We start from the raw sequence: 13,598 nt of genomic DNA on the forward strand, positions 1-13,598 counted from the left end.
ATTTATTGCATGCTATTTTTTGCACACTCATACTTTTCTAGCTTGTAATATAAATTTCGGACCGAAATTCCTAACGCTCTTGCCGTTTGTGTTTTATTTCCGCCAAACCTCTCTAAATATTCATGAATGATATTCCCTTCAAACTCTGTCACTAAATGTTCAAGTGGCTTTTCCTCTAACTCGGGTAATAAATGAGTTTGCTTTGACTCCACCTGCTCTTCATTATGTAATGGCGGTAAATGGTGTACATCAATATAGGTCTCGTTATAATTCATAAAGATAATAGCTCTCCCCAAAATATTTTCAAGCTCCCTCACATTTCCTGGCCATTCATATGATTGTAAATATAAAATAGCTGGATCAGTGAGCCCCTCTATATTTCGGCCATAATCTTGATTAATTTTTTGAATTAATCTTTCTGCAATTGCCGGTATGTCCCCTTTACGCTGACGAAGAGATGGAATTTGAATTGGAATTTTATTTAATCGATAATATAAGTCCTCCCTAAACTCTCCTTCTAGAATGCCTTTTTCTAAATTCACATGTGTCGCTGCAATTACTCGAACATTGATAGGAATCGCTTTCGTTCCACCAACTTTTACAATCTCTTTTTCTTGCAACACGCGAAGGAGTTTCGCCTGCGTATTTGCAGATAGTTCCCCTATTTCATCTAAAAAGATACTACCGTTATTCGCTTCCTCAAAGAATCCACGTTTTCCGCCTCTTTTCGCGCCAGAAAATGCCCCTTCCTCATAACCGAATAATTCACTTTCGAGCAACGTCTCCGAAATAGCTGCACAGTTTACACGAACGAACTTATTATATTTTCGATTACTTCCATTATGGATAGCATGCGCAAACAATTCTTTACCTGTCCCTGACTCTCCGCGTAGTAATACTGTCGCTGGTGTATTCGCCCCAAGTTTTGCCTGCTCGATAGCCGCCGTTGTTTCATCAGAATTTCCGACAATGTCATCAAATGAATATTTCGCTTCTAACGTTCGAATAATTTGCCTTGCCCTATTCAATTCATTTGTTAACTTTTGAATTTCTGATACGTCACGAATTACACCAACGCTCCCTTTCAATATCCCATCCACAATGACTGGTGCTACGTTTACAATTACATCTCGCTTTTTTTGCCCAATCTTCATATGTATTCCTCGTACCGCCCTACGCGTTCGAAGTACTTTCATATGCATACTTTCACCTTCTACAATATCAGTTGTAGCTGGCTTTCCAATAATGTCCTCTTCTGTTAAACCTGTTAATTTCGTATAGGCAGGGTTAATTACTAACCCTCTTCCTTTTTCATCCACGACTGAAATCGCTTCTTCAGATGAGTTAATAATTGCCTCAAGTAACGTTTGAATCTCTTTTAAATCTGTAACTTCTTCCGCAAGATCTACAACTTCTGTTATATCTTTAAAAATCGCAAATGCCCCTTGTACCTCTCCTCCTTCTTTTAATATCGGAATACGGGTTGTAATAATTTTCTTTTCATTCTCTAATGTCAGTTCATAATTTACTTCTATTTGTTTCGTACGTATAATACGAAGCAATTTACTAGTCGGAATAACTTCTAAAATATATTTCCCTACCGCATCTTCTTTTTTATATCCGATAATACGCTCTGCACTTTTATTAAACAGGCGAACTTGTCCCTCTCGATCAATCACAATCATACCGTCATGTGTAGAATTTAAAATTAAATCCCCTTGCTGCGTTTGTTCTTCTAACTTTCCAATTAAATCTTCCTTCTCATATGCTAATCTCGTAACAATTTTCGCAATATCGCCTGGTATAAGCAGCGTATCTTTATGCTTCTTCTTTAATAAAACTTTATGTAAATCAGCGTCACCTGTCATATCAAACATTACATCAATGTGCATAGTAAGAAACTGCGTTACACTCTCTCCAATCGTAACCCCATATTCCGTAGCCATTTTTAATCCTTTCGCTAACGGATTTATATCAATAATCCCTATAATTTGAAATATATTTGAACTTTGTAACAGATTGAGCAGTGTACTGCCACCTTCACCAGCACCAACAATTAACACTTTTTGTTTCATATATTACACTTCCTCTCGAAGTATCTCTGCAAAATTTTTCACACCCTTATCTTACTCGTTCAGCCCCCTCTTGACAAACCCCCTTTCCATATAACATCATTAAAATAAACAAAATAATCTGAAAAGGAGCGTTTATATGCAGCGTTACCTTGCTCTATTATTAGCACTCATTCCTATTTCATTAGCTGTGTTTGGCATTAAGTTAATGAGAGATACTGTATTTGGGATTCTATTTCCTCCACTTTCTATACTGTGGTTACAATTTTTAATTGGCGCTCTTTGCTTCGCGCTCGGGTTTTATATTTTTGGTGGCTTCGTCTTACACCGAGACCGTAAACGAAATAAAGTACAAGCTCGCTTTAGAAGATAAGAAAGCCCTACTGATTATCAGCCTCACCAATCAGGCTTTTACGGGCGGTTGATCTCCCACCTAACTTCTTTGCTTTCACTGAATTTTGAGGCGGGGTCTTACTGCCCGCAAATAGCGGGATAAATAAAAAAATGAGACCGTTACACGCGGTCTCATTTTTTTATTGGCGATAAGATTCTTGCCGTTTCAGGGTAATCAGTAATAATCGCCGAAATATTCATATCAAAATATTTTCGCATAAGCGTTTCTTCATTAATTGTATAAGGACGAACCTCTACACCACTCTCCATCGTTAATTCAGCAACAGCATCTTGCAGATAACGATAATTCGGGTGTACTGCTGTAGCACCCATTTTTTTTGCATACGCCCATGGACTATGCAAACCTTCGCGATATAAAATCGCTGTTTGAATATCAGGAGCCATCATATGACACTTTTTCATACTGTAGTGATTAAATGAAGAAAATATAACACGATCTTCTAGATTATATTTCCGCACAAGCGTTATAACTTCTTCTTCTAAACCTCTGTATGGAATTTTATTATTTTTAAGTTCAATATTAAGTAGCAACTCTGTTTTTTCAATCCATTCTAACACCTCTTCTAAAAGAGGGATTTTACAAAATCCTACTTTATCACTGAATGTGTAGCTCGCATCTAATTTACATAAATCCTCATATACATAATTTCGAACCGCACCTTTTCCATTTGTTGTCCTGTTCACTGTTTCATCATGAATGACGACAACCTTTCCGTCTTTCGTTAATTGAACATCAAGTTCAATTCCATCTGCTCTAAAAGATTCAGCTGCTTCAAATGAAATCATTGTATTTTCTGGGTACGTTCCCGCTGCACCACGATGTGCAAATATAAGAGTCATCCTCACTCCCCCAATCTTATGCTATACTATACGAAAAAGGAGGTACTTCTATGAGACCATTACAAATTTCTCCAGACACTGCAGTCCGCCTATCAAAGGCATTAGGTGTTCCACTCGAACAACTTATGCATATGCCGCAGCACATTTTAATTCAAAAGTTAGTTGAATTAGAAAAACAAAATAAAGACGAAGAATAATATAGTCCTGTTTTGCAGGGCTTTTTATTATTTTCTATTATATCACGGATGACTTCCCCGCTAAAATCCCCTAACAGATATACCTTGATTCCATTTAATCTTTTTTCAAACATTTAATTGACTATAGATGAACCCCCTCTTTTAATAAAAGAGGGGGTTCACTACTCGATTCAGTTACTCAAATTATGCATTTTTCTTTTCTTTGTTAAAAATCATAAATAATTTATATAATCCTAAAGAAGCTGGAATATTCATAAATGCAAATGCCTCATAAGTATAATGAGGAGCTGTTTCCCATAGTAATAAGAAAGTAAACACACCTAACGTACTAATCATCGCAATACGTATAACTTCCGATTCATTTTCATCTTTCTTTTTATAAAGTATAACAGCCGCCAGAACAGCTACATAAACGAATAATTTGATAACATACGAATATATAGTAACGATTTCATAATTCGTTGTACTATAGTTCGATATGTAATTAGTTATCATGTCATTCTTCTGCTCAAACCATTCTCCAATACGGTACATGGAGAACTGACTTGATACCCATTCTCTAGTTATTTTTTCATTTAAATGTTGTACATAACCCGTTACACCAAGTTCACTGAAACGTTGCACTATAACTTCTTTATTGTGTTCATTCAAATCCTTTGTATTCTTTATGTTTTCATCATCAATATAATCTGCATCCGCCTGATTCCACACACCATACGTATCTTTGTTCAGCCCCATTTTCACCCAATGAGTGAATGGAATTTTTTCAATTTCATTATCGGTACTAAGATTTAGCTTTGTCGTTATACCTTTAAAACTTATAATAAGGATTAAACAAAATAAAACACTACTTAATACCTTTACGGAATACTCCTTACGAAACTTAAAAATATTTTCAATTAAAATCGCTAACGCTACCGCCAATGCTGTCGGTCTTATAATATAAGTACAAGCCGCGAAAACTCCTAATAAAATCCATAAAATAATCTTCATTCTTTTTGTTTCCGCCGTTTTCAAACACAAATATGTATACATCGTTGCTGAAATAAAAAATATTACTAATGTATGTGTATAGAAAACTGGCGCCTGCCAATATATAAAAATATTTAGCACAGATAACACGATCGATATGTGAGCAACTTTAAAGTTTGTAATTTTCCTTACAATCAATACATTTAAAATGATACTACCTGTTATACATACTATTGGTAATATTTTCATTGCCATATCTACACTTCCTACTAATTTAGCAAAATATCCTCCTAATAATACAATATGTGTATTATATGGATAAAATAGAAGCTGTCCCATTTCTAAAAATTGATTATCTCCATTAAACACAGAAACAATTCCTTGTTTAAGGATGGCATAATCTCCTATAACAGGGTTAAATGCGATGGAAGTAATCATTACTTCCGTCGTCAAAATGATTACGATACCTAAAGCAATCATAATATTTGTGTGCGTTCTTTTCATTTTATTAATAACCCATTTATAATACATAAAGAAGAGCGCAAATAAAAGCAACGTTGCCGCTATAACAGCACCGACTTTTTGGGGAGTATACTCCTCAGTCGGATAAGGAAATTCACCACTCATTAATATTATTTTCGGGATAAAAAATTTACTTACTATCATTGGAAATATAGATAAAAACACCGTCATAACAATGATTGGGTAAGCTCGATTCACTATTTTTTTTTAAAGTCATTCATCCATTCTCCTATATCTCTTAACTTTCCCAACGTTATAGAAATTATGATGTCAAACCCACGTATTTCCTATACATATCCTTATGTTCATTGCATTTTTCCACATAAATTTATATATTCCCTCAAAACCCTTAAATCGAAGGAAATAAAAAGACCAACGAATTCTAACATTCATTGGTCATTAAATAAAAAGTTCATTGGTTTTAAATTTAATATCGAGTATAAGTTTCAAGAATGTTTAAGCTTTACTAAAGCTTAAACTCCTTACCGATTCTACTCTCAGCTAGCCTTATGCTCAAGTCTCAGCTTATCCGCAACCATTGCGATGAATTCAGAATTCGTAGGTTTTGCTTTTGACATGGATACTGTATAACCGAATAAGGACGAAATAGAATCAATATTTCCTCGACTCCATGCTACTTCAATTGCATGACGGATTGCACGCTCGACGCGGCTTGCTGTTGTATTATATTTCTTCGCAATATCTGGATACAATACTTTCGTAATAGATCCCAGTAATTCGATATCATTGTACACCATAGAGATTGCTTCCCTTAAATACATATACCCTTTAATATGAGCAGGCACACCAATTTCATGAATGATACTCGTAATACTTGCATCTAAGTTTTTCGGTTTTCCATCTATTGTCGTTGCTGAACGGAAAGATGGAAGTGGACGTTTAATGGTAGCGTTCGCCTTACCGCTCACTTGACGAATATGACTCGTTAAATTCTCCATATCAAATGGTTTTAATATGAAATATGAAGCACCTAAGTCAACTGCTTTTTTCGTCACATCTTCTTGTCCAAATGCTGTCAACATAATTACGCTAGGCTGTCTTAGCCTTTCAATATGTCGCATTTTCTCTAGTACAGCTAAACCATCTAAATGTGGCATAATAATGTCTAAAACAAGTACATCCGGCTGCTTATCAGTTAATAAATTTAAACACTCTTGACCATTATAAGCAGTACCGATTACTTCCATATCATCTTGAGCAGCTACATAACTCTCTAGCATTGATACTAATTCTTTATTATCATCCACAAGACATACTTTAATTTTCTCCACAGCTTTTCCTCCCTTACCGAATCGATTCTCCGACATGTGTATCCTTCTAGGCTACATGAATTGTTCGACAATTGTGTGAAAATTCCCTTTTAAAGTTTGTTACTTTCCGATAAAATCACAAAAAAATATGTTTATCGCTCATTTATTCCCTTTCGCAACACATTCCATCATAGAAATACAACGAAACGTTCAACCCTTTTCTTTTATTTTACAACAAAAAACACCTCTTGCGGAGCTTTTACAAAATTTCAACGAATTTTTCAACAGAAAAGCGAGCTAATTAATAATTAGCTCGCTTTTCTTTCTTGTTCATAAATGTTAATTCCAGCCTCATGTAACATCCATTCAATATGAACACCATATCCTGATGTTGGATCATTTACAAATACATGTGTAACAGCACCAATTACTTTTCCGTTTTGTACAATTGGACTTCCGCTCATGCCTTGTACGATACCACCCGTTTTCGCTAATAAACGTTTGTCTGTGACTTTTATTACCATGCCTTTTGTAGCCGGAAACTTTTGCGGTACTGTACTAACAACTTCAATATCAAACGCTTCCACTTTATCTTTATCAATAACTGTTAATATTTTTGCTGGTCCCTCTTTTACTTGATGAGATAGTGCAATCGGCATTGCTTTATCCATTACACCATTTGGTATATTTGTATTTAATTTCCCGAATATGCCAAATGGACTATTTATTGTAATATTACCAATCACTTCACGATCTGGTGAGAACCTCGCTAATTTCTCTCCTGGATTCCCATGACTACCTCTTTCAATTGATGTAACCGTCGAACGCATAATTTGTCCATCTTCGACTTGAATCGGCTTTTTCGTATCGTTATCAGAAATGACATGACCAAGTGCCCCATATTTCATAGAATCAGGATGAACAAATGTCATTGTTCCGATTCCAGCTGCCGAATCACGAATATATAAACCAATGCGATAAGACGATTCTCCGCTGTCTTTTTGTGGTGTTAACTTAGTGCGGATGTGTTTTCCATCTCTTAACAAAACAAGATTAAGCGGTTCACCTGTTTCACCACTATTATGAATAAATGGTGCTACATCACTCATTCTTTCAATTGTTTTACCATTAATTTCAGTAATCATATCTCCAATTTGCACACCAGCTGTCTCACCAGGAGATACTTTCCCTTTTTCAGTTTGAATTAAATGATGGCCTACAACAAGTACCCCTTTTGTATTTAACTTCACACCAATTGATTGTCCACCTGGAATAACTTTAAAATCTTTTAATACTTTCACATTTACTTTTTTTACTGGAAAACCAGCAAGCTGAAACACCATATCTGCTTCACCATTTTGATGAGAATTTACCATAAGTCCTTGTTTTTGTTCATTTGAACTTACTGTAAACACATGACGATCTGTAGATGAAGCTTTAAAAACCGGTAATGACGCTATTTCTGATTGTTGTCCTTCAAAAACAACAAGTTGCTTCGGAGATGAAATAAACGTCCGAAGCGGTTTAAAACACCCAATAAAAACTAAAGAAACAAGGAGACAAATACCTATTATTTTGCGAAATCTTTCTAATTTCAATTTGTTCACTCTCCTCGCTCCTACCCCACATTCAGCCTTTTGGCTTCACTTTTTAATCTCTCCTTGCAGCGCTTTATTTATAACCGGAAGAATTAAGAAATCATTATTTGAGAAAAAAAGCTATCCATTACTGGATAGCCTCTGCTGTCTGTTTAAAATGATGCGCTTGCGTAAGTAATTCTTTCGCATGTTCTGTCGTTAAATCTGTAATTTCCACACCAGAAATCATTCGAGCGATTTCGGTTACTTTATCCTCCATAGTTAAAACGGTAACTGATGTAATTGTTCGATCATTCGCTACTTGTTTTCGAATAAACAAATGCGAATCCGCCATTGAAGCCACTTGAGGTAAGTGCGTAATACAAAGTACTTGCGAGTTTACTGATACTCGATAAATTTTTTCCGCAATAGCCTGTGCAACTCGACCACTTACACCAGTATCCACTTCATCAAAAATAACTGATGCAACACCTTGATGCTTAGAAAAAATGCTTTTTAAAGCTAAAATAATACGAGATAACTCTCCGCCAGAAGCGACCTTTGAAAGTGGTTTTAGCGGCTCACCTGGATTTGTTGAAATATAAAATTCCACATGATCGTAGCCATCCGCCGTAAGTCTTACCGGTGTTCCCTCTACAAAAGGCTCTTCAGCATTTCCTACTCGCTTCATAATTCTCACTTCAAATTTTGTTTTTTCCATATACAATTCTTTTAATTCCTGATGAATGGCATTTGTAAGATGCTCCGCAAGTTCATGACGCATATTACTTAACGACGTTGCTTCTTTCAGAATAACACTTTCTAATTCCTTTAATTGCTTCTTCGTCGTTTCAATATGAACGTCTTTATTTTCAATCGTAAAAATTTCTTGTTCAATTTTATCAGCATACGCTAAAATCTCTTCTACAGTATTTCCATATTTTCTCTTTAGCATACGAATTTCATTTAAACGCGTTTCAATTTCGTCTAAACGATTCGGATCATATTCCATCATATCGAGCTTTTCTCTAAGTTGATATGCAACTTCTTCTAATAAGTAGTAGCTATTTGCAATTGAATCATGGTTTTCTTGATACACTTCATCTAAATGTGTAATACTCTCCATTTGTCCCATTGCGCTTCGTATATTATCTAACCCTTGTCCGTCAGCGCTTAATGAGCGATATGCATCGCCTAATGCTTTGTAAATTTTTTCGAAATTAGAAATTTGCAATCGTTCTTCAGTTAATTCATTTTCTTCATCCATCTTTAAATCCGCCTTACAGATTTCTTCATGCTGGAATTGAATTAAATCTAAACGATGCGCCATTTGTTGTTCATTTTCACTTAACGATTTTAACTGTTTTTTTAACTTCTCATAGTCAGCGTATACATTTTGATATATACCCAATTGTTTAACAATGCGATCTCCATCAAAATGATCAAGCATAAACATATGACGCTCTTCATTCATTAAATCTTGTGTTTCGTGCTGCCCATGAATATCAACAAGTGTTTTTCCAATTTCCTTTAATATACTAAGGGTAACCAGCTTCCCATTTACACGACATACACTTTTTCCGTTTGCAGCGATATCACGCTTCAAAATAATCATGCCGTCTTCTATTTCTATATCCAATTCTTCTGCCTTTTCAATACACGGATGCTTATCATCTTCTACATAAAATAACCCTTCTATCTCAGCTTTTTCTGTTCCGTATCGAACAAATTCCGCTGAACCACGGCCACCTACAAGTAAACTAATCGCATCAATAATAATCGATTTTCCAGCTCCTGTTTCACCACTTAAAACCGTTAATCCTTTTTGAAAAGAAATATTTAATGCCTCAATAATAGCAAAGTTTCTAATCGATAATTCCGATAACAATGCCCCATTCACCTCGTTATAAACTAATCCCCTATTAAGGGCTTTTCTCAGTTCTTCATTCAAATAGTCATACTATATGTTTGTATGTATAAATTACTTTTCTAACCGCTCCATTGTACCAAACATTTGTTTTACGGGTCAATCCACCTATTTTCTAATTTTATTCAAAGAAAATATTATATTACAATTAAGAATTCACATTTTTAACCAATAAAAATATCCTGTTCACTTTCCACTTTACAGAGGAAAGCAAACAAGATTTTTTTGTTACAACATATTTAAGAAACGATCAGAGACAACACCTGTATCTTCAGGTGTACGGCAAATAATTAAGCAAGTATCATCACCACAGATGGTTCCGATGATCTCATCCCACTCTAAATGATCAATAAGTGCTCCAAGTGAATGAGCGTTACCAGGCAATGTTTTTAGCACAAGCATATGTCCTGCCGTGTCTAATTTTACAAATGAATCCACTAGATTGCGTTTTAATTTTTGTAACGGGTTAAATCGTTGATCCGCTGGCAAGCTATATTTATAGCGACCATCATGTAATGGCACTTTCACTAAGTGCAGTTCTTTAATATCGCGCGATACTGTTGCTTGCGTTACATTAAATCCCTCATTACGTAAAATATCAACTAATTCATCTTGTGTTTCAATTTCTTTGTTCGCAATAATTTCCCTGATTTTAATATGGCGCTGACCTTTATTCATACATTTGCACCTCACACTATCTCTTACCATAGTTTAAACATTGGTATACTTCACTTATTTATGTTAACTTATAATTCGTTGCTTGTACACAATTGTTTTTACAATCATTATACAATTACAACAAAAAGAGGAACAACATATGTTATTCCCCTTTTCCTTTTTGTTTTAGGACATCATGCGCCTCTGTAACTACTTGCTCAACAGAAACTGGAGAATGATTTTCGCCATTCTCGCGTTCACCATGCCATTTCAGATGAATTAAAAATTCAATATTACCATCCCCGCCCGTAATTGGTGAGAATGTTAAACCTTCTACGTCGTATCCTTCTTTTATAGCAAAGTCGACAATCATTTCCACGACAGCCTCATGTACTTTTCGATCACGAACGATACCTTTTTTCCCAACTTGCTCTCTTCCAGCTTCAAACTGTGGTTTAATTAACGCCGCTACATCTCCATTAGGCATAAGCATTGTTTTTAAAACCGGCAGTATGAGCTTTAATGATATAAATGAAACATCGATACTAGCAAATTGCGGTAAACCACGGTCTAATTCTGCTGGTGTCACGTAACGGAAGTTTGTCCGTTCCATTACGACAACACGCTCATCTTGACGCAATTTCCATGCAAGTTGATTGTATCCTACATCTAATGCATAAGATAATTTCGCTCCGTTTTGAAGCGCACAATCTGTAAAGCCACCAGTTGATGAACCAATATCTATCATAACTTTATTTTGTAAATCAAGATGAAATGTCTCTAATGCTTTTTCAAGTTTATAACCACCACGGCTTACATACGGCATAACTTGTCCCTTCACCGTAATCTCCGTATCTTGTGGGATCTTCTCTCCTGGCTTATCAAGTCTCATCTCATTCGCATATACAAGTCCGGCCATAACGGCGCGTTTTGCTTTCTCACGTGTTTCTATAAGTCCTCGCTCTACTAATAGTACATCTACTCTTTCTTTTTTTGCACTCATTTGTTACGCCCTTTTTTGTTTTGATGGAATCATTGTATGAATACGGTCTACAACAGCTTCTGTCGTTAAACCTATTTCTTCTAATAATTTTGTTACACTACCGTGCTCTATGAAACGGTCTGGAATACCCATTCTTTCAACTAACGCACTATGGTACCCGTTCTCAGATGCAAATTCAACTACTCCCGTTCCAAAACCGCCGATTAAGCAAGCTTCTTCAATCGTTAAAATCGGTATATTTTTTCCTAAGAGGTCATGTAAATATGCTTCATCCATCGGTTTAATAAAGCGAGCGTTCACTACTTTCACTGAAATCCCAGCCTTTTCAAGACGCTCAGCTGCTTCCATTGCCATTGGTATTGTCGTACCAAATGTTAAAATAGCCGCTTGTGTACCTTCTTTTAACGTTTCCCATGAACCGATTGGAATCGCCTTTAATTCTTCATCCATATGAACACCAAGTCCATTACCGCGTGCATAACGTAATGCGATTGGTCCATCTTCATATTGCATCGCCGTATATACTAAATGTTGCCCTTCATTTTCATCTTTCGGCATCATAAGTACCATATTCGGCAAATGACGTAAGAATGAAATGTCAAACACACCTTGATGCGTTTCACCATCTGCTCCTACTAAACCAGAGCGATCGATTCCGATAAAGACATTTAAATTTTGGCGGCATATATCATGAACAACTTGGTCATATGCTCTTTGTAAAAATGTTGAATAAATCGCTAAGAATGGCTTCATACCTTGCGTTGCCATACCCGCTGCCATTGTTGTAGCATGCTGTTCTGCAATACCAACATCAATCATACGATCCGGGAATTCTTTTTGGAATTTCTCAAGTTTCGATCCAACAGGCATTGCAGGTGTAATTGCAACGATACGCTCATCCGTTCTCGCTAGCTTAAGTACTGTATCACTAACAACAGCACTCCATGCTGGTGCAACTTCTTTCGGTTTCACGAAGTCACCTGATTCAATTTTATAAGGCCCTGTTCCATGCCAAGTTCCAATAACATCACTCTCAGCTGGTTTATAACCTTTTCCTTTTTTCGTAATAACATGAACAAGCACTGGGCCTTTTGTTTTCTTTGCATATTGCAACGTTTCGAATAACTTTTCATAATCGTGCCCATCAACTGGACCTAAATATGTAAAGCCTAATTCTTCGAAAAAGACACCGGATACTAGTAAATATTTAAGACTATCTTTTATTTTCTCTGCTGTCGCAGCAACTTTCCCACCGACTGCTGGGATTTTCTTTAATATATACTCTAGTTCATCTTTTACCCAATGGTATTTCCCTGCGGTACGTAGACGTCCAAGCACATTATGAAGCGCACCAACGTTTGGTGCAATTGACATTTCATTATCATTCAAAATAACAATCATGTCTGTTTTTTCATGTCCAATATGGTTCAATGCCTCTAAAGCCATTCCGCCCGTTAGAGCACCATCTCCAATGATTGGTATAACATATTCTTTCGTTTTCTTTAAATCACGTGCTAGAGCCATTCCCATTGCAGCAGATAATGATGTCGAGCTATGGCCAGTTTCCCATACATCGTGCTCACTCTCGCAACGTTTCGGGAAACCACATAGGCCCTGATATTGCCTTAATGTACCGAATTCCTTTGCACGTCCTGTTAAAATTTTATGTACATAGGATTGATGTCCTACGTCCCATAAAAATTTATCTTTCGGACTATCAAATAATTTATGCAGAGCAATTGTGAGTTCTACTACACCTAAATTAGGTGCAATATGTCCACCTGTTTGAGAGAGCTCTTCAATTAAAAATTTACGAATATCCTCACTCAATCCCTCTAGTTCACCGATAGACATATCTTTCAAAAAACTAGGGTTTTGAATTTGCGTTAGATCCACATGGATCACTCACTTTCATTTCATAATCTGTCAACATGTCAAATATTATAAAAAACATTTACACAAAACAAGAAATTATCTTTTTTTATTTTTCACCTTGTCCTGCAATTAACCAGTCTATTGCGCCCTAATCCTATTATAAACCATATTTCTTTAGGCGATGAAAAAAATAGCCGCTAACACGAAGTGATAACGGCAATGTAATCTACATATATTTTTGCCAATAACAAGAAAAGAAAAACCTTTTCCT

At 35.9% G+C, this 13,598-nt stretch carries 11 protein-coding genes; 2 read left to right on the forward strand and 9 right to left on the reverse strand.

Translation table 11 applies throughout. The features are described from left to right. Window positions 1-2: 2 nt before the first annotated feature. Window positions 3-2,075: a sigma-54 interaction domain-containing protein gene (locus MR115_RS05395; protein ID WP_242240332.1), complete on the reverse strand. Its 2,073-nt coding sequence runs from the start codon at window positions 2,073-2,075 to the stop codon at window positions 3-5. A gap of 136 nt (window positions 2,076-2,211) precedes the next feature. Here MR115_RS05395 and MR115_RS05400 point away from each other — a divergent pair, with 136 nt between their 5' ends. Beyond that, window positions 2,212-2,445, forward strand: coding sequence for a DUF2627 domain-containing protein (locus MR115_RS05400; protein ID WP_001190187.1), 234 nt, complete (start codon window positions 2,212-2,214; stop codon window positions 2,443-2,445). A gap of 152 nt (window positions 2,446-2,597) precedes the next feature. Here MR115_RS05400 and MR115_RS05410 read toward each other — a convergent pair whose 3' ends face one another. Continuing rightward, window positions 2,598-3,326, reverse strand: coding sequence for a glycerophosphodiester phosphodiesterase (locus MR115_RS05410; protein WP_242240334.1), 729 nt, complete (start codon window positions 3,324-3,326; stop codon window positions 2,598-2,600). A 50-nt stretch (window positions 3,327-3,376) separates the two neighbouring features. Here MR115_RS05410 and MR115_RS05415 point away from each other — a divergent pair, with 50 nt between their 5' ends. Continuing rightward, on the forward strand, window positions 3,377-3,523 hold the full coding sequence (locus MR115_RS05415) for a YycC family protein (protein WP_001247671.1): 147 nt from the start codon (window positions 3,377-3,379) through the stop codon (window positions 3,521-3,523). 183 nt (window positions 3,524-3,706) lie between these two features. On the opposite strand, the gene MR115_RS05420 is transcribed toward MR115_RS05415, so the two are convergent. The 7 genes from MR115_RS05420 to dxs all read right to left on the reverse strand — a co-directional run bounded on the left by MR115_RS05420 (window position 3,707) and on the right by dxs (window position 13,348). Next, complete coding sequence (locus MR115_RS05420; protein WP_242240618.1) at window positions 3,707-5,188, reverse strand: glycosyltransferase family protein; 1,482 nt, start codon at window positions 5,186-5,188, stop codon at window positions 3,707-3,709. Window positions 5,189-5,514: 326 nt separating this feature from the next. After that, complete coding sequence (spo0A, locus tag MR115_RS05425; RefSeq protein ID WP_000411416.1) at window positions 5,515-6,309, reverse strand: sporulation transcription factor Spo0A; 795 nt, start codon at window positions 6,307-6,309, stop codon at window positions 5,515-5,517. Window positions 6,310-6,596: 287 nt separating this feature from the next. Further along, window positions 6,597-7,895 (reverse strand): SpoIVB peptidase, encoded by a 1,299-nt coding sequence (gene spoIVB, locus MR115_RS05430; RefSeq protein WP_063260843.1) that lies wholly within the window; start codon window positions 7,893-7,895, stop codon window positions 6,597-6,599. Between the two features lie 118 nt (window positions 7,896-8,013). After that, window positions 8,014-9,753 carry a DNA repair protein RecN gene (recN, locus tag MR115_RS05435; RefSeq protein WP_242240335.1) on the reverse strand — a complete coding sequence of 580 codons (1,740 nt, stop codon included), beginning with the start codon at window positions 9,751-9,753 and terminating at the stop codon, window positions 8,014-8,016. Between the two features lie 267 nt (window positions 9,754-10,020). Beyond that, the gene (argR, locus tag MR115_RS05440; protein ID WP_001032581.1) at window positions 10,021-10,470 is read right to left on the reverse strand and encodes an arginine repressor ArgR; all 450 of its coding nucleotides are present in this window, start codon (window positions 10,468-10,470) and stop codon (window positions 10,021-10,023) included. A gap of 142 nt (window positions 10,471-10,612) precedes the next feature. Continuing rightward, window positions 10,613-11,452 (reverse strand): TlyA family RNA methyltransferase, encoded by an 840-nt coding sequence (locus MR115_RS05445; RefSeq protein WP_242240337.1) that lies wholly within the window; start codon window positions 11,450-11,452, stop codon window positions 10,613-10,615. A gap of 3 nt (window positions 11,453-11,455) precedes the next feature. Beyond that, window positions 11,456-13,348: a 1-deoxy-D-xylulose-5-phosphate synthase gene (dxs, locus tag MR115_RS05450; protein ID WP_097864733.1), complete on the reverse strand. Its 1,893-nt coding sequence runs from the start codon at window positions 13,346-13,348 to the stop codon at window positions 11,456-11,458. Between the last annotated feature and the right edge of the window lie 250 nt (window positions 13,349-13,598).

It is taken from the genome of Bacillus cereus group sp. BfR-BA-01309 (assembly GCF_022664315.1).
Taxonomy (GTDB): Bacteria; Bacillota; Bacilli; order Bacillales; family Bacillaceae_G; genus Bacillus_A; species Bacillus_A mobilis.

Bases quoted from the DNA above. Each gene is read 5' to 3' on its own strand.
- MR115_RS05395 (WP_242240332.1), bottom strand. From the start codon at position 2,075: ATGAAACAAAAAGTGTTAATTGTTGGTGCTGGTGAAGGTGGCAGTACA.
- MR115_RS05400 (WP_001190187.1), top strand. From the start codon at position 2,212: ATGCAGCGTTACCTTGCTCTATTATTAGCACTCATTCCTATTTCATTA.
- MR115_RS05410 (WP_242240334.1), bottom strand. From the start codon at position 3,326: ATGACTCTTATATTTGCACATCGTGGTGCAGCGGGAACGTACCCAGAA.
- MR115_RS05415 (WP_001247671.1), top strand. From the start codon at position 3,377: ATGAGACCATTACAAATTTCTCCAGACACTGCAGTCCGCCTATCAAAG.
- MR115_RS05420 (WP_242240618.1), bottom strand. From the start codon at position 5,188: ATGACGGTGTTTTTATCTATATTTCCAATGATAGTAAGTAAATTTTTT.
- argR (WP_001032581.1), bottom strand. From the start codon at position 10,470: ATGAATAAAGGTCAGCGCCATATTAAAATCAGGGAAATTATTGCGAAC.
- MR115_RS05445 (WP_242240337.1), bottom strand. From the start codon at position 11,452: ATGAGTGCAAAAAAAGAAAGAGTAGATGTACTATTAGTAGAGCGAGGA.